The organism is Dyella sedimenti, from assembly GCF_022760995.1.
Taxonomy (GTDB): Bacteria; Pseudomonadota; Gammaproteobacteria; order Xanthomonadales; family Rhodanobacteraceae; genus Dyella; species Dyella sedimenti.
In genome coordinates, this window is record NZ_JAKWJO010000003.1 from 282,658 (window position 1) to 301,441 (window position 18,784).

General features: G+C 66.9%; 15 protein-coding genes and 3 tRNA genes. 14 read left to right on the forward strand and 4 right to left on the reverse strand.

The window, feature by feature from the left end:
• The first annotated feature begins 87 nt into the window (after positions 1–87).
• Positions 88–903, forward strand: a complete 816-nt coding sequence (gene ppsR / locus MJ605_RS08955; protein ID WP_243041075.1) for a posphoenolpyruvate synthetase regulatory kinase/phosphorylase PpsR — start codon at positions 88–90, stop codon at positions 901–903.
• A gap of 24 nt (positions 904–927) precedes the next feature.
• On the forward strand, positions 928–1,425 hold the full coding sequence (locus MJ605_RS08960; RefSeq protein WP_243041076.1) for a DUF1249 domain-containing protein: 498 nt from the start codon (positions 928–930) through the stop codon (positions 1,423–1,425).
• Between the two features lie 128 nt (positions 1,426–1,553).
• Here MJ605_RS08960 and MJ605_RS08965 read toward each other — a convergent pair.
• The 3 genes from MJ605_RS08965 to MJ605_RS08975 all read right to left on the reverse strand — a co-directional run bounded on the left by MJ605_RS08965 (position 1,554) and on the right by MJ605_RS08975 (position 1,835).
• Positions 1,554–1,630: transfer RNA gene (locus MJ605_RS08965), tRNA-Asp, on the reverse strand.
• A gap of 42 nt (positions 1,631–1,672) precedes the next feature.
• A tRNA-Glu gene (locus MJ605_RS08970) sits at positions 1,673–1,748 on the reverse strand.
• An 11-nt stretch (positions 1,749–1,759) separates the two neighbouring features.
• A tRNA-Ala gene (locus tag MJ605_RS08975) sits at positions 1,760–1,835 on the reverse strand.
• A 227-nt stretch (positions 1,836–2,062) separates the two neighbouring features.
• On the opposite strand from MJ605_RS08975, the gene MJ605_RS08980 reads away from it, so the two are divergent.
• From MJ605_RS08980 to MJ605_RS09000, 5 genes are all read left to right on the forward strand, one after another.
• Positions 2,063–3,832, forward strand: a complete 1,770-nt coding sequence (locus MJ605_RS08980; protein WP_243041077.1) for a cation:proton antiporter — start codon at positions 2,063–2,065, stop codon at positions 3,830–3,832.
• 213 nt (positions 3,833–4,045) lie between these two features.
• Positions 4,046–4,822, forward strand: coding sequence for an FKBP-type peptidyl-prolyl cis-trans isomerase (locus MJ605_RS08985; protein ID WP_243041078.1), 777 nt, complete (start codon positions 4,046–4,048; stop codon positions 4,820–4,822).
• 171 nt (positions 4,823–4,993) lie between these two features.
• Positions 4,994–6,331, forward strand: a complete 1,338-nt coding sequence (locus MJ605_RS08990; protein ID WP_243041079.1) for a UDP-glucose dehydrogenase family protein — start codon at positions 4,994–4,996, stop codon at positions 6,329–6,331.
• 2 nt (positions 6,332–6,333) lie between these two features.
• Positions 6,334–6,552, forward strand: a complete 219-nt coding sequence (locus MJ605_RS08995; protein WP_243041080.1) for a SlyX family protein — start codon at positions 6,334–6,336, stop codon at positions 6,550–6,552.
• 48 nt (positions 6,553–6,600) lie between these two features.
• Positions 6,601–7,188 (forward strand): DUF2058 domain-containing protein, encoded by a 588-nt coding sequence (locus MJ605_RS09000; RefSeq protein ID WP_243041081.1) that lies wholly within the window; start codon positions 6,601–6,603, stop codon positions 7,186–7,188.
• A 69-nt stretch (positions 7,189–7,257) separates the two neighbouring features.
• Here the strand turns inward: MJ605_RS09000 and MJ605_RS09005 are convergent, their stop codons facing one another.
• Complete coding sequence (locus MJ605_RS09005; RefSeq protein ID WP_243041082.1) at positions 7,258–9,357, reverse strand: 3-hydroxyacyl-CoA dehydrogenase NAD-binding domain-containing protein; 2,100 nt, start codon at positions 9,355–9,357, stop codon at positions 7,258–7,260.
• Between the two features lie 202 nt (positions 9,358–9,559).
• Between MJ605_RS09005 and MJ605_RS09010 the strand changes: the two genes are divergently transcribed.
• The 7 genes from MJ605_RS09010 to lepB all read left to right on the forward strand — a co-directional run bounded on the left by MJ605_RS09010 (position 9,560) and on the right by lepB (position 18,780).
• Entirely contained in the window at positions 9,560–10,054 is a 495-nt protein-coding gene (locus tag MJ605_RS09010) for a hypothetical protein (RefSeq protein ID WP_243041084.1), read from the forward strand.
• Position 10,055: 1 nt separating this feature from the next.
• Positions 10,056–12,608, forward strand: coding sequence for a putative bifunctional diguanylate cyclase/phosphodiesterase (locus MJ605_RS09015; RefSeq protein ID WP_243041085.1), 2,553 nt, complete (start codon positions 10,056–10,058; stop codon positions 12,606–12,608).
• A gap of 251 nt (positions 12,609–12,859) precedes the next feature.
• Positions 12,860–13,456 carry an RNA polymerase sigma factor RpoE gene (gene rpoE, locus MJ605_RS09020; protein ID WP_243041086.1) on the forward strand — a complete coding sequence of 199 codons (597 nt, stop codon included), beginning with the start codon at positions 12,860–12,862 and terminating at the stop codon, positions 13,454–13,456.
• Positions 13,453–14,106: a sigma-E factor negative regulatory protein gene (locus MJ605_RS09025; protein ID WP_243041087.1), complete on the forward strand. Its 654-nt coding sequence runs from the start codon at positions 13,453–13,455 to the stop codon at positions 14,104–14,106. The genes rpoE and MJ605_RS09025 overlap by 4 nt, the downstream gene beginning before the upstream one ends.
• A 113-nt stretch (positions 14,107–14,219) precedes the next feature.
• Entirely contained in the window at positions 14,220–15,704 is a 1,485-nt protein-coding gene (locus tag MJ605_RS09030; RefSeq protein ID WP_243041088.1) for a DegQ family serine endoprotease, read from the forward strand.
• A gap of 275 nt (positions 15,705–15,979) precedes the next feature.
• On the forward strand, positions 15,980–17,770 hold the full coding sequence (gene lepA, locus MJ605_RS09035) for a translation elongation factor 4 (RefSeq protein WP_243041090.1): 1,791 nt from the start codon (positions 15,980–15,982) through the stop codon (positions 17,768–17,770).
• 107 nt (positions 17,771–17,877) lie between these two features.
• Entirely contained in the window at positions 17,878–18,780 is a 903-nt protein-coding gene (lepB, locus tag MJ605_RS09040) for a signal peptidase I (protein WP_243041092.1), read from the forward strand.
• The last annotated feature ends 4 nt before the right edge of the window (positions 18,781–18,784 follow it).

The window sequence follows — 18,784 nt, forward strand, 5'->3', positions numbered from 1 at the left end:
ACCAGTCAGCCGATATCCAGACAAGGACAGGCTTTTCACGTTGCGCTAAGGTGTCCACCTGGAACAGCCAGGAACTATGGATTACCCATGCAGCGAACCGTTTTCTTCATCTCCGATTCCACTGGTATTACCGCCGAGACGATCGGCAACAGCATTCTTGCCCAGTTCGAGGGCGTGCAGTTCGAAAAGCATCGGCTGCCCTTCATCGACGACGCCCACAAGGCGGAGGCGGCGGCCTTGCGCATCAAGACCCGCTATGCCCAGACCGGGCAGCGTCCCATCGTGGTCAACACCATGGCCTCGCGCGACCTGTGCGAGATCGTGGCAGAGAGCGGCGCGCTGATGCTGGACGTGTTCGCGCCCTTCATCGGGCCGCTGGAGGACGAACTGGGGGCCAAGCGCTCCGGCATGGTGAACCGCTCGCATGGCCTGGTCGACTTCGACAAGTACGAGGCGCGCATCAACGCCACCAACTATGCGCTGTCGCACGACGACGGCATCGACGTGGACTATGGCCAGGCCGACCTGATCCTGGTGGGGGTGTCGCGCTCGGGCAAGACGCCGACCTGCCTGTACATGGCCTTGCATTACGGAGTCAGCGCCGCCAACTATCCGTTGACCGACGACGACCTGGACAAGCTGGAACTGCCCGCGCGCCTGCGCCCCTACAAGGAGCGCCTGTTCGGCCTCACCATCGACCCCCAGCGGCTGGCGCAGATCCGCGAACAGCGGCGCGCCGGCAGCCGTTATGCGACCCTCGAGCAGTGCCGCTGGGAACTGGCCCAGGCCGAGAAGCTGATGCGGCGCGAGGGTATACCCTGCCTCAACACCACGCACGTCTCCATCGAGGAGATCGCGAGCAAGATCTTCGACCGCTTCGGTATCGAGCGGACCATGTTCTAGGACTTTCAGGAGTATCCATCGCCCATGAGTGCCGTATTGGACAGCCGCAACGCGCTACTGCCGGGACGCTTCGGCTTTCTGATGGGGCTGTATGCGGAGAATTACCACCGGCTGGTGCGGCTGTTCGCGCCGCAGGAACTGCCGCCTGGGTTCTATGTGTCCAGCGTGGACGATGGATTGGATGTGCGCCTGCAGGTGCAGGAACGCCATCCCTATACCCTGGAGCTGGAACTCACCTACAGCTTCGTCGATGCGCACACGGGCCAGCCATCGCCCTCGGCGCAATTGCGCATGTATACCGACGCGCACGTGGCGGAGGCGCTGCATTGCCATCCGGGCCGGCACCTGTGGCAGGTGCTCGGTCCGTTCCCGCCGGCGCACACGGTGTTGCAGCACCGGCTGCGCATGAACGGGTTCCTCTCGCGCTGGCTGGAATACCTGGCGGAGCAGGGGCATTCGAAGGGAACGCTGGAGCGGCTGGAGGATCACCATTCGCCGGACGAGCCCGGCTTCCTGTTGTAGGAGCGCACCCTGTGCGCGACGGCGTCATCGCTTCGTAGGCTTTTCGCGCACAGGGTGCGCTCCTACAGGGAAAGGCGGGGGCTTTCTCCAGGCAACAAAAAACCCGCCAACGGCGGGCTCTTCGATGATGGCGGAGCGGACGGGACTCGAACCCGCGACCTCCGGCGTGACAGGCCAGCATTCTAACCGACTGAACTACCGCTCCACTTTGCATTCCAGCTACACTGCAAACAACCAAGTACCAACTTGGCGTCCCCACGGGGATTCGAACCCCGGTCGCCACCGTGAAAGGGTGATGTCCTAGGCCTCTAGACGATGGGGACGTTGTCTAAGTTGGTGGAGCCAGGCGGGATCGAACCGCCGACCTCCTGCATGCCATGCAGGCGCTCTCCCAGCTGAGCTATGGCCCCGTGCCTCTGGAAGCCCGAAAGAATAGATAGGGTTTGCGATTTCGTCAAGCATCCGATGTGAAAATTTTTCAAGAAATTTTCACGAATGAATCACAACAAGCGGTTACGCCAAGCCAACGATCACGTGGGCGCGCCGCGTCGGTATGGCCAGCGCATACCTGATGCGTGGGGCTGTGCATCGAGTGTTCGATTGCTAGTCTTGACCGACGTCCCCACGGAATTCGTCGATGCACGACCTGCACTTCATCCAGGATCTCGCGACCGTCATGCTGGTCGCGGGCCTGACCACGGTGATCTTCCAGCGGCTGCGGCAGCCGGTCGTGCTCGGCTACATCATCGCCGGCGTGCTGGTGGGGCCCTATACGTTCCCGGTGGTGTTCATCCAGGACGAGCAGACCATCCGCACGCTTTCCGAGCTGGGCATGATCCTGCTGCTGTTCGCGCTGGGGCTGGAATTCAGCCTGAAGAAGCTGCGCGAGGTCGGCGGCGCTGCGCTGGTGGCGGCGGTATGCGAGATCGTGCTGATGCTGTGGCTCGGCTACGAGATGGGCCGCTTCTTCGGCTGGAGCCCGATGGATGCGCTGTTCCTCGGCGCGATGCTGTCGATGTCCTCCACCACCATCATCATGAAGGCGCTGGACGACCTGCGCCTCAAGCGCGAGCGCTTCGCCCAGCTGATGTTCGGCATCCTGATCGTGGAGGACGTGTTGGCCATCGTGCTGATGGCACTGCTCACCGGCATCGCCAGCACGGGCGGCCTGGCGGCCGCCGACGCGGTAGGCGCGATCGGGCGGCTGACCCTGTTCATGGCGGTGTCGCTGGTGGTGGGGTTGCTGCTGGTGCCGCGGGTGGTGGACTACATTGCGCGGGTGAGCCGCGACGACGTGCTGCTGGTGGCGGTGCTCGGCCTTTGCTTCGGCTTCTGCCTGCTGGTCACCGAGATGGGCTACAGCGTCGCGCTGGGCGCCTTCATGATCGGCGCCATCGTGGGCGAATCGCAGAGCGTGGAGCGCATCGAGCGCATCGTCGGGCCGGTGCGCGACATGTTCAGCGCGATCTTCTTCGTGGCGATCGGCATGCTGATCGATCCGGCCATGCTCAAGCAGTATTGGCTGCCGATCCTGGTGGTCACCCTGGTGGTGGTGCTCGGCAAGGTGCTCACCTGCAGCTTCGGCACCTTCGTGGCGGGCAACGACGGGCGCACGGCGCTGCGCGTGGGCATGGGCCTGGCGCAGATCGGCGAGTTCTCGTTCGTGATCGCCTCGCTGGGCGTATCGTTGAAGGTGACCAGCGGCTTCCTGTATCCGGTGGCGGTGGCGGTATCGGCCATCACCACGTTCCTCACGCCTTACCTGATCCGCGCGTCGGACCCGCTGGCGAACACCCTGGGCCGCCGCCTGCCGAAGGGGCTGGGCGGCCTGCTCGGGGCCTATACCGACTGGATGGGCAGCCTGAGCCTGAGCGGGCAGGGTGCGATCGTGGCCAAGATGATCCGGCGCCTGGTCTGGCACGTGATCATCAACATGATGCTGGTGGTGGCGGCGTTCCTGATCATGTCCTACCTGTATCGCCGGGGCGTGTTCCACTGGGATTTCCTGGCCGACAGCCCGCAGATCAGGCGCAGCGTGGCCTGGTCGGTCGCGGCGCTGGTATCGCTGCCGATGATCGTGGCGGCCTACCGCAAGGCCACCGCGCTGGGCATGCTGCTGGCGGAACTGAGTATTCCCGAGCGCATCGGCGGCGCCTACAACATGCGCATCCGCTCGGTGCTGGCGCGTTTCATCCCGCTGGCGGCGATGGGCGTGCTGGGCCTGCTGGTGGCGGCGCTGGCATCGACCATCCTGCCGCCGCGCGAAGTGGCGGTGGTGCTGGTGCTGGTGCTGCTGCTGCTGGCATGGCTGCTGTGGCGCGGCCTGGTGCAGGTGCACGCGCGCCTGCAGGCAGCCCTGCGAGACACCCTGGAAAAGCCGGGCCGTTCCGGCGATGGGCATGCCTGAGAGCCCGGCTGAAAGATGGCCTCGCCGGGATGTGCAGAAATCGTAAAAAACCGCGTCACAGAGCCAACTCGTGAACTTTTAATCACGACTGACGGTCCCAGGCCCCACATCGTTGCCAAGACTCGACAAGCACCGCACAATGCGGGGCCTGCCTCCATCGGGGGGGCTTAAGTCCGGTAGCGCCGGCACATCTCAAATACGAGGGAGTTCCACATGAAGCATTTTCTGCGTCCCACGCTGACGGCGGCCGCGCTCGCTGTTGCTCTGGGCATGACCGTTGGCGTGCACGCACAGGCTGCGAAGTCCGCCGCTCCTGCTTCCACCACGCCGCCGGCGGTCGACAAGACCAAGGCCAGCTACGTGGTTGGCTGGGATCTGGCCAGTTCGCTGCCGCCGCTGGTACGCGAGGAAGTGGATCCGGCCACGGTGGCCCGTGCCTTGCAGTCCGCGCTGTCCGGCCAGAAGCCGACCATGAGCGAAGCCGAAGCCAAGCAGGTGCGTGACGCCTTCGTCGCCAACCTGCAGGCCAAGGCCAAGGCCGAGTACACCCAGGTGGCTGCCAAGAACAAGGCCGAGGGCGATGCCTTCCTCGCCAAGAACAAGACCGCTCCGGGCGTGAAGACCACCGCCTCGGGCCTGCAGTACCAGGTGATCAGCCAGGGCACCGGCGCCCGCCCAGGTCCGAACGACACCGTGCAGGTCAACTATGTCGGCACCTTCGTCAATGGCGAGACCTTCGACGACTCGTCCAAGCACGAGGGTGGCGGCCCGGCCTCGATCCCGCTCGCCGGTGTGATCCCGGGCTTCCGCGAGGGCATGCAGCTGATGCAGGTCGGCGGCCACTACAAGTTCTTCATCCCGTCGAACATCGCCTACGGTGCGCAGCCGCAGAACGGCTTCCCGCCGAACCAGACGATCATCTTCGACGTCACCCTGGTCAAGACCGGCCCGACCCAGGGCGGCGATCAGGCGGGTGGCGGCGCGAAGTAATCGCCGACCGGGCCGACAGGCCAATAAGGCGGGGCGCGAAGCGATTCGCGCCCCGCTTCTTTTTGGGGCGGCCGGCAAAGGGACAAGTCTCTCCCGCAGGGGCGCTCCAGGCGTGCTGTCACGCTTGGCCTGCTAGAATCCCACGTCTTGGCTCCAGGAGTTTGCACGACAATGAAGGTCACCATCTTCGGCACCGGTTATGTGGGTCTGGTCACCGGCGCCTGCCTGGCGGAAATGGGCAATCACGTGGTCTGCGTCGATATCGACGCGGGCAAGGTCGAACGCCTCAAGCAGGGCGAGATCCCGATCTACGAGCCGGGCCTGGAGCCCATCGTCAAGCGCAACCATGCCAGCGGGCAGCTGGATTTCACCACCGAGCCCGCCCCGGCGATCGCGCATGGCCAGGTCATCTTCATCGCGGTGGGCACGCCGCCGGACGAGGATGGCAGCGCGGACCTCAAGTACGTGCTCGGGGTGGCGCGCACCATCGGCCAGCACATCGACGGCTACAGCGTGGTCGTCAACAAGTCGACCGTGCCGGTGGGCACCGCCGACCGCGTGCGTGAGGCCATTGCGGACGAGTTGGCCAGGCGCGGCGCGTCGGTGGCGTTCGATGTGGTCTCCAATCCGGAATTCCTCAAGGAAGGCGATGCGGTGGAAGACTGCCTGCGTCCCGACCGCATCATCATCGGCAGCTCCAGCGAGCGCGCGATCGGCGTGCTGCGCAAGCTGTACGCGCCGTTCAACCGCAACCACGAGCGCACCGTGGTGATGGATGAGCGCTCGGCCGAGCTGACCAAGTACGCGGCCAACGCAATGCTGGCCACCAAGATCAGCTTCATGAACGAGATCGCCAACATCGCCGAGCGCGTGGGCGCGGATGTGGAGCTGGTGCGCCAGGGCATCGGTTCGGATCCGCGTATCGGCTATCACTTCATCTATCCGGGCGCCGGCTACGGCGGCTCCTGCTTCCCCAAGGACGTGCAGGCGCTGGAGCGCACCGCGCGCAGCGTGGGCTACGAGGCGCGCCTGCTCGGCGCGGTCGAGGCGGTCAACCATGGCCAGAAGACCAAGCTGTACGAACTGATCGCGCGCCATTTCGACGGCCAGTTGGCCGGCCGGACCATCGCGCTGTGGGGTCTGGCGTTCAAGCCCAATACCGACGACATGCGCGAGGCTTCCAGCCGCCACCTGATGGAAGCGCTGTGGCAGGCCGGCGCCAAGGTGCGCGCCTACGATCCGGAGGCGCGCCACGAGACGCATCGCATCTATGGCGACCGCGACGACCTCGTGCTGTGCGACAACGCCTACCAGGCGCTGGAAGGCGCCGACGTGCTGGCCATCGTCACCGAGTGGAAGGCGTTCCGCAGTCCCGATTTCGCACGCATCCGTTCGTTGCTGGCGAATCCCGCCATCTTCGACGGGCGCAACCTGTACGACCCGGCGGCGGTGGAAGATGCCGGCCTGGCCTATTACGGCATCGGCCGCGGCCGTAGCCTGAGGCGTTGACGATGGCTGGCGAACCGTTAGCGCAGCGCCTCACCGAGCTGGAAGTGAAGCTCACCTTCATCGACGACACGGTGAACGGACTGGCGGCGGCGGATGCGGAGTTGTCCATGCGCCTCGCCGCGCTGGAAGAGTTGATCCGCGGCTTGCGCAGCGAATTGTCCTCGCTGCGCCTGGGCCAGGGACACGATCCGCACAGCGAGCCACCGCCTCCGCATTATTGATACGCGAAGCGCTACATCGTCACCGCACCACGCAAGCGAGTTCCGAACATGGCCGAATCCCTGCGCGATCAGCTGCTAAAGAGCGGCATCGTCAAACAGGTCCGCGACGAAAAGCGGCAGGCTGCCCCGCAAGGCCAGCCTTCCAAGGGCGGCAAGCCTTTCCAGAAGCCGCACGGCAAGCCGCCGTCGCACAAGCCCGCCTCGGGCAACAAGGGCCGGCCGGACGGCGAGATCGACCTGGCCAAGGCCTATGCCATCCGTGCGCAGGCCGAGGCGAACGAACGCAAGCGCGCCGAGCAGGCCGCGGCGGAAGAGGCGCGGTTGCGCCGCGAGCGCAAGCAGAAGATCCAGCAATTGCTGGAGGGCAAGGCGCTCAACCTGGCGGACGTCGACCTGGTGCGGCACTTCGAGTACGGCGGCAAGATCCGTCGCGTGCACGTGGATGCGGGGCAGCTTGCCGCGCTCAATGCCGGCGAGCTGGGCGTCGTGCAGCAGCAGGGACGTTACCTGCTGGTGACGCGCGAACTGGCCGAGCAGGTGCGCGCGATCGATGCGCACCAAGTGGCCCTGCTGGTCGAGCCGGGCAGTCCGGGCAGTGTCGGCGAGGATGGTGTGCCCGACGACCTGGTGTGGTGATCCGGTCGCGCACCTGCAAATGAAACACCCGGCCTAGGCCGGGCGTTTTGCCGAGACGTGCCGGGCCATTCAGGCTTCGGCGTCGTCCGGACTGTCGCTGGCGGCGGGCAACTCAAAGCCGGTCCGGCTGAGCGTGGCAAGATCCCAGCCGCCCTTGGGCGAGAAGCGTTCGCCGTGGCGCTGGGCCAGGCGTTCCAGCTTGCCCTTGACCACGGCGGCGCCTTCGCTGCGCACGTACTGGATCGGGCCGCCGCGGAATGGCGCGAAGCCGGTGCCGAAGATCACGCCGGCATCGAGCAGGTCGGCGTCGTCGACCACGCCATCGGCCAGGCAGGCCACGGCCTCGTTGACCATGGGCAGGATCATGCGTTCCTGCAGGTCGGCCGGCGCCACGTAGTCCGGATCGACCTCCGGCTTCTGCGGCTTGCCGTCCTGCCACACATAGATGCCCTGGCCATCCTTCTTGCCGCGCCTGCCGGCGGCGAGCTTGTCTTCCAGGCCCGGTGGCAATTCCAATCCCAGGAACGGTCCCAGTTCCTTGCCCACCGAGGCGCATACGTCCAGGCCCACCGTGTCGGCCAGTTCGATCGGGCCCATGGGCATGCCGAACTTCTTGGCTTCCTTGTCGAGCACAGGGCCCGGTATGCCCTCGCTGTACAGGCGCATCGCTTCGAGCAGGTAAGGCATCAGGATGCGGTTGACCAGAAAGCCCGGCGTACCCTTGACGGCCACCGGCAGCTTGCCGATGGCCTTGCAGAACGCCAGCGCGCGCTTCTCGACCGCGGGATCGAGCTGGTCGTGGCGCACCACTTCCACCAGCGGCATCTGCGCCACCGGGTTGAAGAAGTGCAGGCCGAGGAAACGCTGCGGTGCCTTCAGCCCAACGCGCAGCTCGTCCAGCGGAATGCTCGAGGTGTTGGTCGCCAGCAGCTCGTCGGAGGGGAACTGCGGCTCGATGGTGGCGTACAGCGCCTTCTTCGCCTCGGCGTTCTCGAAGATCGCCTCGATGGCGAGGTCGGCGCCGGCCACGCCCTTGCCCTCGACGTCGGCGCGCAGGCGACGTGTCGCGGCTTCGATCTTGTCCGCCGTCTTGAGCCGCTTTTCATAAAGCTGCCGGGCGCGATCCAGCGCGGGCTGGATGAACTTCATCTCGCGGTCCTGCAGGGTGACCTCGAAGCCCTTGAAGGCCGCCCATGCGGCGATGTCGCCGCCCATCACGCCGGCGCCGACCACGTGCACGTGCCTGATGCCGTGCTCGGTGCCGTCGCCCTGGCCCTTGAGGCGTTCCTGCAGGAAGAAGATGCGGATCAGGTTCTGCGCGGTGGGCGTCTCCGCCAGCTTCGCGACCGAGCGTGCCTCCAGCTTCAGCCGCTGCTGGATGCTGGCGCCGCCGCGCTTCCATACGTCGATCAGCGCGAACGGGGCCGGGTAGTGCTCCTTGCGCACCTTGGCGGCGGTCTGCTTTATCACCATCGGCGCCAGGAGCTGCCGGGCCAGCCAGGTATTGGTGGCCCAGGCCTTGGCGCGCAGGGCCAGCGGACGCGCATGCGGGCGGCGCAGCAGGGCGCGGGCCTCGGCCAGCAGCTCGGCCGGCGGCGCCACGCGGTCGATCACGCCCAGCGCAAGCGCCCGCCTGGCCGACAAGGCCTTGCCGGTGAGCATCACCGGCAGGGCGTCGGTGGCGCCGATCAGGCGTGGCAGGCGCGCGGTGCCGCCCCAGCCGGGATGGATGCCCAGCATCACTTCGGGCAGGCCGATGCGGGTCTTGTCGTCGTCCGCGGCGATGCGCTGGCGGCAGGCAAGGATCAGTTCGGTGCCGCCGCCCATGCAGGCGCCCTGGATCGCCGCCACCGTGGGGCAGGGCAGGCGGGCCAGGCTCTCATAGACGCGCTGGCCGTTCTCGATGTTCTCCAGCACCGTGCCGTGTTGGGCGTAGGTCACGAATTCCTTGATGTCGGCACCGACCGCGAAGCCGAATGGCTTGGCCGAATGGATCAGCACGCCGGCCGGTTTCTCGATGGCCAGCCGCTCCACGATCTGGCCCAGTTCGTCCAGCACCTCGCGGGAGATGGCATTGACCTTGCTTCCGGCGCGGTCGAGGGCGAGGGTGACGATGCCGCTGTCATCCAAGCTCGTCTTCCAGTGATTGAAGCGCAATCCTTCGAACATAGGGATAAGGAGGTGACCGGGAAGCCTCGCACCATACCTTCCCGTAGCGAGGATTGCGAGACGGTCCTGGGTGCCCGCGGACGATCATGAAAATCCCGTAAAAGCGCGAGCTGTGCGCTGTCGCATGAAATGCGTCACGGAATCCGGCGAGGCTTATGGCCGATCTAGGCGAACGCCTTCAGACCACGTAATTTAGGCTCGAATGAGCACCCTAATCGCTGCCCCTCCCAGCCATACCGGCACCGAGATCCTCGAGCGCATCCTGGCCGCCCGCGGCAACCTGATCGCGCTCGAGGGCGGCGAGGAGGCCGGGCTGGTCGGCCAGTTGCGTTCGCTGGTGCGGCGCAGCGGACAGGCGGTATACCTGTGGAACCCGGAGGCCGGGCTGGGCAACCTGCGCGAGGAGCACATCGGCCTGCCGGGCTCGCAGCGCCTGAACGTCGCCTTGCGCTACGTGCAGCAGAGCAACCATTTCGGCGTCTACCTGCTGCAGCGCCTGCCGTTGCCGCTATCCATGGGCGACGCCGCCTTGCTGCGGCAGCTGGCGCGCCCCACCGCCGGGCACGTGCGGCGCGTCGTGCTGCTGGATCCCCCGGAGGCGCTGGTGAACAGTTTCAACGATGTCCTGGTGCGCCTGAGCTGCCAGTCCAAGCCGGCGCAGCGGCCGCGGCTGCGCGATGGCCGGTGGTTGCTCTGACATGAGCGCGGAGACCGGGATCCTGGTGGTGGCGGCCCAGCGCGAGCTGCGCCGCGCCTTGTTCGACACCTTCGACCGCGATGGTCACTTCCACGTCCATTCGGCGCGCGACGCCACCCATGCCGGCATCCTGCTGGAGGGGCGTCCCGCTCTGGCCCTGGTGGTGATCGTGTTCGACGGCGACGGCCGCGAGGCCATGGCGGGCCTGGAGGTGCTGCGCAGCCTGCCGGCCTGCGCCGCGGCGCCGTTGATCGCCGTGCTCGACGACGAGGCCGCCTTCAAGCCGGGCGCGCTGCCTGCCGGCATCGCCGACTGGCTGTACGGCTCGCAGATCGAACACGAGCTGCTGGCGCGCTGGCAGCGCCTGCGGCGGTCCGGGCGCGCGAGTCACGCCGATAACGCGGCTGCGGGCGAAAGCGACTACCGCTTTGCCTTCGAGGAAATGGACAACGAGTGGATCATTGTCGATCCGGTGCGCGGCCGGATCCTGGATTACAGCCCGGCCCTGGCCCGGCACAGCGGGCTGGGCGACCACCAGTTGCGCGGCCGGCCGCTGCAGGAAGTGCTCGCCTTCGCCGAGACCAGCGTGGAGCAGGTGCTGGCCGAGGGATCGCGCCGCTGGCATCCGAGCCGGCGGCGTTCCGTGCGCGGGGTGGACAGCGGCGAGGCGAGCGCGCGCGCCGTGCGCCATGGCGGGCGCGACGCGGTGGCCCTGGTGTTCCGCAGCGATCGCGCCGGGGCGCGGGCGGAAGTCGCGCTGGCGCTGCTGGCGAAGATGTTCACCTCGGGCGGCGGCGACGAAGGCATCGCCACCGCCGCTAGGTTGCTGTACGAGGAAATGGGGCTGGACTACGTGGCCGTGTGGTCGGCCCGTTCCGACGAGGGCGGCGCGCCGGTGCAACTGGTGCAGTACTGGCGGGGCGAGGAGCAGCTGTGGCCCGGTCCGCACCTGCAGAGTTCGCTGCGCCTGGTGCTGTCCGGCCAGGCCATGCTGCACCAGTCCGATGCGGCCCGCCTGGCGGCGATGGACCCCTTGCTGCAGCAGCTGGGGCTGGCCGGATTCGCCGGCTGGCCGTTGCAGGACGAGCGGCGCACGGTGCTGGGCGCTCTGCTGATCGGCACACGCCAGCCGCTGCCGGCACTGTCCATCGTGCAGCCGGTGCTGCGTTGCGCCGCCTCGCGTTTCGCGCATGCGCTGGAACTGCGCCATACCCGCGAGCAGGGCCGCGCGGAAGGCCTGCTCGATGCGCTCACCGGCCTGCCCAACCGCCTGTTGTTCAACGACCGCCTGGACACGGTGATCCGCGAGGCCAACCGCACCGGCGAGTCGTTCGCCCTGCTGTTCGTCGACCTGGACCGCTTCAAGACCATCAACGACACGCTCGGCCATGCCGTGGGCGACCAGGTGCTGCTCACCACCACCCAGCGCCTGCGCGGCAGCGTGCGCGCGTCGGATACGGTGGCGCGCTACGCGGGCGACGAGTTCGTGGTGATCCTGCGCCATATCGTCAAGAACGAGGACGTGCTGCGCGTCGCCGAGAAGATCGTGGCGGTGATGGGCGCGCCGCTGCGCATCGACGACGGCACCGAGCTGCAGGTCACCGCCTCCATCGGCGTGAGCTTCTTCCCGGAGGACGCCCCCGACGCCGAGACCCTGCTCAAGCATGCCGACGAGGCGATGTACGCGGCCAAGAGCCTGGGCCGCAACAACTACCAGATCTACGAAGGCAACGGCGAGCAATCGCACCAGCAGAACCTGGCGCTGAAGTCCGGCCTGCGTCATGCCGAGCACAAGGGCGAGCTGCGTGTGTTCTACCAGCCGCAGGTGGATGCGGCCAGCGAGGACATCGTGGGCATGGAGGCACTGGTGCGCTGGGAGCACCCGGAACTGGGCTTCATCGGCCCGGGCTTCTTCATCCCGTTGGCCGAGGAAACCGGCCTGATCGTCTCCATCGGCGAATGGGTGCTGCGCACGGCGTGCCGGCACGCCCAGGAGTGGGAGCGGCGCTTCGGCCTGGGCCTGCGCCTGGGCGTGAACCTGTCGGCGGTGCAGCTGATGCAGCCCAACCTGCTCGAGGTGGTGGCCTCGGCGCTGGAGGAAAGTGGCCTGGAGGCGAGCTTGCTGGAAATGGAAGTGACCGAGAGCATCAGCATCAAGGCCGCGCCCAACCTGATGGAGAACCTGCAGGGCCTGCACCGCCTGGGCTGCCGCATCGCCATCGACGACTTCGGCACAGGGGCGGCCTCGCTGGACTACCTGCGCAAGCTGCCCGCCGACCGCATCAAGGTCGACCAGAGCTTCGTGCGCAACATCGGCGTCGATCCCGACGACGAGGCCATTGTCCGCGCCACCATCGAAATGGCCCACCGCCTCAAGCGCGGCGTGGTGGCCGAAGGCGTGGAGACCGAGCAGCACCTGCAGTTCCTGCGCAACAACCATTGCGACGAATTGCAGGGCTACCTGTTCTGCCGTCCGCTGCCGCAGCCGGCTTTCGAGAAACTGCTGCTGGAGCGCCAGCGCCTGCTGGCCGGCGTCGGCGGCTCCGCCGCCTGACTTGCGCGGGCCGGCCAGGCCCCCATATCGATCCCATCCGGCGCCGCTGGCGGTCCGGCTACCAGGGCGCCGGTGCGCCGCTCGCGCGCCCGCGCGTTTCATCCCCTTGCGGGCGGGCCTTCCGCCCGGGGGTTGGTAAACATGCGCGGGCATGCTGAACTAGGAAGGATTGTTCTTGTCTGAGCAGGCTCGCTTCCATCCGTAAAGGCATCCCGAGGCGCGTGGCGGCATCGACGAAGGAGACGGCCCGGATGGGCGAAAACGAACTGGACAGTGCGCTGGTCGAGCGTGTCCAACAAGGGGACAAGCGAGCGTTTGACCTGCTGGTGCGCAAGTACCAGCACAAGGTCATCGGGCTGGTATCGCGCTATGTGAAGAACCAGAGCGAGAGCGAGGACGTCGCGCAGGAGGCCTTCATCCGCGCCTGGCGGGCCATCGGCTCGTTCCGGGGCGAAAGCGCTTTCTATACTTGGCTGTACAAAATTGCCGTGAACACGGCCAAGAACCATCTGGTGGCCATGGGGCGCCGGCCACCGACGGACGACATCGCCATCGACGATGCCGCCTTCCTGCCCGGCGCCGACCGCATGCAGGAGAGCGCCACGCCCGAGCGCGAGCTCATGCGGCAGGAAATTGAACAAACCGTGTTTTCCACTGTCCAATCGCTACCCGAGGAATTGCGGGCCGCGATTACCCTGCGCGAAGTGGATGGCCTGAGCTACGAGGAAATCGCCGAAGCGATGGGTTGCCCGATCGGTACGGTGCGTTCACGTATTTTTCGGGCGCGGGAAGCTATCGATGAGAAACTGCGGCCGCTGCTCTCCGACCGCGAGGACAAATCCCCATGACTGACACTCAACGCGAAAACCTGTCTGCCGGCATGGATGGCGCCCTGTCCAGGGAAGAACTGCGCTTCCTGCTGCGCCGGCTCGACCACGATGCTTCGCTGCAGCAGGCATGGGCGCGCTACCACGTGGCGCGCGATGGCCTGCGCCACCAGTTGCCCCCGCTGGCCTCGTCGGAGTTCGCCAGCCGCGTCATGCAGGCGATCGAGCAGGAAAGCGTGGTGGTGCACGGCAAGCGCCGACACTGGCTGCATTGGTCGGCCGGCGGCGCCATCGCCGCCAGCGTGGCGGTGGCGGCCCTGATGGTGGCCCAGCCGGCCGGGCAGGGTGCCGACCGCGCCTCCTCGCCGAGCCTGGCCTCGCCGGTGACCGTGGCCGCCAATGACGGAGGCGAGCGTGCCGGCCGCACGGAAGCGCCCGCGATGGCGCCGCCGTGGGTCAACGCCTATGCCGACGCGCCCTACCGGATCAGCCAGCAGGCCTCGGCCACGCTGGATGGCGGCGACAACGGCATGCTGCTCTACTCCCGCAACAGCCTTACCCCGTACAGGGTGGCGCGCTATCCCGTCGTCAACAACGGCGATGGCAGCTACCTGCTGCTGATCCATCCCGACCAGCAGCCGTCCGCGCAGGCACCCGCCAGCGCCCAGTAATCCATGGCCGTGTGGCTTCGTTCGCGGCCTGCTTTCTTTTTCCCTTGCCATGGGTTCCCGCCCGCCCGCGATGGGCTGGCGGGAGCGTGCGTGAAACACCGAAGGAGGAATGCATGAATCGACTCGCCCTGCGTACGCTGTCGTGCGCTGTTCTGATGAGCCTGGCGCTGGCCGGCGGCGTCCAGGCCCAAAGCGCCGCGCCCGCGGCCCCCGGCTTGCCGGACTTCACCGGCATCGTGCAGAAGAATGCCCCGGCGGTCGTGCATGTGGAGGCCAAGTACAGCGGCAAGAAGCAGGTCCGCGGGCGTGGCGCCCAGCGCGGCATGCCGGACACGCCGGACGACGACGATCCGCAGATGGAGATGTTCCGGCGCTTCTTCGGCATGCCGCAGATGCCTTCGCCGGAGGAACAGCAGCACACCTCGCTGGGCTCGGGCTTCATCATCTCCGGCGACGGCTACATCCTCACCAACAATCATGTGGTGGACGGCGCCGATACGGTGACGGTGCGCCTGCAGGACCGTCGCACCCTGGCCGCGAAGGTGGTGGGCAGCGACCCTCAGTACGACATCGCCCTGCTGAAGGTGGACGCCAAGGGCGGCCTGCCGGCGGTGAGCATCGGCGATTCGCGTGCCCTGAAGCCGGGCCAGTGGGTGCTGGCGATCGGTTCGCCGTTCGGCTTCGACTACACGGTGACGCAGGGCATCGTCAGCGCTGTGGGCCGCAACCTGGGCAACCAGGACCAGCCGTACACCTCCTTCATCCAGACCGACGTGCCGATCAACCGCGGCAATTCCGGCGGCCCGCTGTTCGACCTGCAAGGCCGCGTGGTGGGCGTCAATTCGCAGATCTACTCCAACACCGGCGGTTACCAGGGCGTGGCGTTCTCCATCCCGATCGACGTGGCGATGAGCGTGGTGAAGCAGATCAAGGAGAAGGGCTATGTCTCGCGCGGCCAGTTGGGCGTGATGGTGCAGCCGATCAGCGACGACATCGCCAAGGCGTTCAAGCTCGACGGGGGCAGCGGCGCGGTGGTGACCCAGGTGACCAAGGGCAGCCCGGCGGAGAAGGCCGGACTGCATGCGGGTGACGTGATACTGGCTTTCAACGGCCAGTCCATCAATTCCAGTGTGGACCTGCCGCCACTGGTCGGGCAGACCCCGCCGGGCAGCAAGGCCACCCTGCAGATCCTGCGCGACGGCAAGAAGCAGGACGTGACCGTCACCGTGGGCGAGATGCCGCGCGACAGGAATGCGGTGCTGGCCTCGTCCGACGCGGACCAGCCTGCCGGCCATGCGGGCTCCGCTGCCCTGGGGCTCACCGTCCAGGACCTGGATAGCGATACCCGCGAGCAGTTGGGCCTCAAGGCGGGCGAGGGCGTGGCCATCGGCAATGTCACCGGCGCCGTGGCCGCCCGCGCCGGCCTGCAGCCGGGCGACGTGATCCTGATGGTCAACCAGAAGAAGGTGGGCAGCGCGGCGGCTTTCCGCGAGGCCACCAAGGACGCCAAGCCGGGCGACACCGTGCTGCTGCTGGTGCGGCATGGCGACCAGAGCGGCTTCATCGGCCTGACCGTGCCGGGCGGCAAGGACGAGTAGGGCTTGGGGCGCCATGGAGGGCGCCGCGTTCCCGGGCGGAGCGGTTTTATCCTGGACGATGAAGGGATGAGTCGTGGGGGCGCAGGGTCTGCGCTCTACCCGCCCATGTGGGCGAGAAGGCCGGTTTTGGCGCCCCCGCTACCCATCTTCCCCGCTCTCTACGCCCCCCGGCCTTTCACTATCCCATCCATGCGATAATGCCGGGTTCGTGTCGCCACCCCGGCGATACGCTGCCTGCGCGCCGCGCAGGGCAGTGAACGCAGCCAGCGTGCTCCATGGAACTGATCCGAAACTTCTCCATCATCGCCCATATCGATCACGGCAAGTCGACGCTGGCCGACCGCATCATCCAGATCTGCGGTGGTCTGACCGAGCGTGAGATGGAGGCTCAGGTGCTCGACAACAATCCGATCGAGCGCGAGCGCGGCATCACCATCAAGGCGCAGTCCGTGTCGCTGCCGTACAAGGCGCGCGACGGCAAGACCTACCAGCTCAACTTCATCGACACCCCGGGCCACGTGGATTTCTCCTACGAGGTGAGCCGCTCGCTGGCCGCGTGCGAGGGCGCGCTGCTGGTGGTGGATGCCGCGCAGGGCGTGGAGGCCCAGTCGGTCGCCAACTGCTACACGGCGGTGGAAATGGGCCTGGAAGTGGTGCCGGTGCTCAACAAGATCGACCTGCCCACCGCCGATCCGGAGAAGGTGAAGGGCGAGATCGAGGCGGTGATCGGCATCGACGCCACCGACGCGGTGGCGGTGAGCGCCAAGACCGGCCAGAACGTGGTCGAGGTGCTGGAAGCCATCGTGGCGCGCATCCCGCCGCCGAAGCCCGGCGACACCGACCGCCTGCAGGCACTGATTATCGACTCCTGGTTCGACAACTACCTGGGGGTGGTGTCGCTGGTGCGCGTGGTGCAGGGCGAGATCAAGCCGGGCGACAAGCTGCTGGTGATGTCCACCGGGCGCACCCACGAGGTGAGCGAGGTGGGCGTGTTCACGCCCAAGCGCAAAAAGCTGGACAAGCTGGCCTCGGGCGAGGTGGGCTGGCTCACCGCGGCCATCAAAGACGTGCACGGCGCACCGGTGGGCGACACGCTGACCCACGCCGGCAAGCCGGCCGACAAGCCGCTGCCGGGCTTCCAGACCATGCAACCGCGCGTGTTCGCCGGCCTGTTCCCGGTCTCGGCCGACGACTACCCCGCGCTGCGCGAGGCGCTGGAGAAGCTGCGCCTGAACGATGCGGCGCTGTTCTTCGAACCGGAAAGCTCCGAGGCGATGGGCTTCGGCTTCCGCTGCGGCTTCCTCGGCATGCTGCACATGGAGATCGTGCAGGAGCGCCTGGAGCGCGAGTACGACCTGGACCTGGTCACCACCGCGCCGACAGTGGTGTACGAAGTCCTGAAGAGCGACGGCACGGTGATGCTGCTGGACAACCCGGCCAAGCTGCCCGCGGCGAACCTGATGCAGGAGATCCGCGAGCCGATCATCGTCGCCAACATCCTCACCCCGCCGGACTACATCGGCAACATCATCACGCTGTGCGAGGAGAAGCGCGGCGTGCAGCGTTCGATCCAGTACCTGGCGACCCAGGTGCAGATCACCTACGAGATGCCGCTGGCCGAAGTGGTGCTGGATTTCTTCGACCGCCTGAAGTCGGTCTCGCGCGGCTACGCCTCGATGGACTACCACTTCGAGCGCTTCGAGGCCGGTCCGTTCGTGCGCGTGGACGTGCTTATCAACGGCGACCGCGTCGATGCGCTGAGCCTGATCGTGCACCGCGTCCATGCCGAGCGCCGCGGCCGCGACCTGGTCGAGCGCATGAAGGACCTGATCCCGCGCCAGCAGTTCGACGTGGCGATCCAGGCCGCCATCGGCGCGCAGATCGTCGCCCGCTCCACGGTGAAGGCGCTGCGCAAGAACGTGCTGGCCAAGTGCTACGGCGGCGACGTCAGCCGCAAGAAGAAGCTGCTGGAGAAGCAGAAGGAAGGCAAGAAGCGCATGAAGCAGGTCGGCCGCGTGGAGATCCCACAGGAAGCCTTCCTTGCCGTATTGAAGGTGGACAAGTAGTGAGGCAGGGAACCGGGAGTAGGAAGAGGGAATAGCAACGACGGCGCGCGCGCCTCTTCTATTCTCTATTCCCTTTTCTCTATTCTCTGCTCTCCAAAGGAGCATTCATGGATTTCGATTTTTCGGCGATTCTGCTTGGCCTGACCGTTGTGTTCGGCGTGGTGTGGGGCTTGGACCGCCTGTTCTTCTACAAGGGGCGCAAGGCCAGGGCGGAGGCGGCCGGCGCCGAGCCGCGCGAGCCGATGCTGGTGGACTGGTCGCGCTCGCTGTTCCCGGTGGTGCTGGTGGTGCTGCTGCTGCGATCCTTCGTGGCCGAGCCGTTCCGCATTCCCTCCGGTTCCATGATGCCGACGCTGGACGTGGGCGACTTCATCCTGGTCAACAAATTCTCCTATGGCCTGCGCATGCCGGCCTTCAACAACAAGTTCCTGAGCCTGGGCGAGCCCAAGCGCGGCGACGTGGTGGTGTTCCGCTTCCCGGGCTACCTGTGCGAGGACGGCGGCAAGCTGGTGCGCAGCGGCGACCAGAGCTGCGTCGATCCGCATGCGCCGGTGCCCAGCCAGAACTGGATCAAGCGCGTCGTCGGTGTGCCGGGCGACCGCGTGGAGATGCGCGGCGACCAGCTGATCGTCAACGGCGAGCCGGTGGCGGCCGACCTGGTGGGGCCCTACGAGGGCGATCCCAAGCGCCCCGAGTCGCGGCTGATGCTGGAAATGGGCGCCACGGTGTGGAACGAGCACCTGCCCAACGGTGCCGGCGGCGTGGTCAACCATCTGACCGCGCGCATGCCCAATTACGCCGTGCCGCCGCCGCTGCCCAATCCCCACGTGCCGCTGGTGGTGCCGCAGGGCTGCTACCTGGCCATGGGCGACAATCGCTACAACAGTACCGACAGCCGCTGGTGGGGCTGCCTGCCGGAGCAGAACCTGGCCGGCAAGGCCTTCCTGATCTGGCTGAGCTGGACCGGCTCCGGCATCGCCTTCCACCGCATGGGCACCATCATCCATTGATCCA

Excerpts from the sequence above, each read along its gene's own strand:
- MJ605_RS09015 (WP_243041085.1), top strand. The coding sequence starts at position 10,056 with ATGAGCGCGGAGACCGGGATCCTGGTGGTGGCGGCCCAGCGCGAGCTG.
- lepB (WP_243041092.1), top strand. The coding sequence starts at position 17,878 with ATGGATTTCGATTTTTCGGCGATTCTGCTTGGCCTGACCGTTGTGTTC.
- MJ605_RS08980 (WP_243041077.1), top strand. The coding sequence starts at position 2,063 with ATGCACGACCTGCACTTCATCCAGGATCTCGCGACCGTCATGCTGGTC.
- MJ605_RS08960 (WP_243041076.1), top strand. The coding sequence starts at position 928 with ATGAGTGCCGTATTGGACAGCCGCAACGCGCTACTGCCGGGACGCTTC.
- lepA (WP_243041090.1), top strand. The coding sequence starts at position 15,980 with ATGGAACTGATCCGAAACTTCTCCATCATCGCCCATATCGATCACGGC.
- MJ605_RS09005 (WP_243041082.1), bottom strand. The coding sequence starts at position 9,357 with ATGTTCGAAGGATTGCGCTTCAATCACTGGAAGACGAGCTTGGATGAC.
- MJ605_RS08985 (WP_243041078.1), top strand. The coding sequence starts at position 4,046 with ATGAAGCATTTTCTGCGTCCCACGCTGACGGCGGCCGCGCTCGCTGTT.
- ppsR (WP_243041075.1), top strand. The coding sequence starts at position 88 with ATGCAGCGAACCGTTTTCTTCATCTCCGATTCCACTGGTATTACCGCC.
- MJ605_RS09000 (WP_243041081.1), top strand. The coding sequence starts at position 6,601 with ATGGCCGAATCCCTGCGCGATCAGCTGCTAAAGAGCGGCATCGTCAAA.
- MJ605_RS08990 (WP_243041079.1), top strand. The coding sequence starts at position 4,994 with ATGAAGGTCACCATCTTCGGCACCGGTTATGTGGGTCTGGTCACCGGC.
- MJ605_RS09030 (WP_243041088.1), top strand. The coding sequence starts at position 14,220 with ATGAATCGACTCGCCCTGCGTACGCTGTCGTGCGCTGTTCTGATGAGC.
- MJ605_RS09010 (WP_243041084.1), top strand. The coding sequence starts at position 9,560 with ATGAGCACCCTAATCGCTGCCCCTCCCAGCCATACCGGCACCGAGATC.
- MJ605_RS09025 (WP_243041087.1), top strand. The coding sequence starts at position 13,453 with ATGACTGACACTCAACGCGAAAACCTGTCTGCCGGCATGGATGGCGCC.
- rpoE (WP_243041086.1), top strand. The coding sequence starts at position 12,860 with ATGGGCGAAAACGAACTGGACAGTGCGCTGGTCGAGCGTGTCCAACAA.
- MJ605_RS08995 (WP_243041080.1), top strand. The coding sequence starts at position 6,334 with ATGGCTGGCGAACCGTTAGCGCAGCGCCTCACCGAGCTGGAAGTGAAG.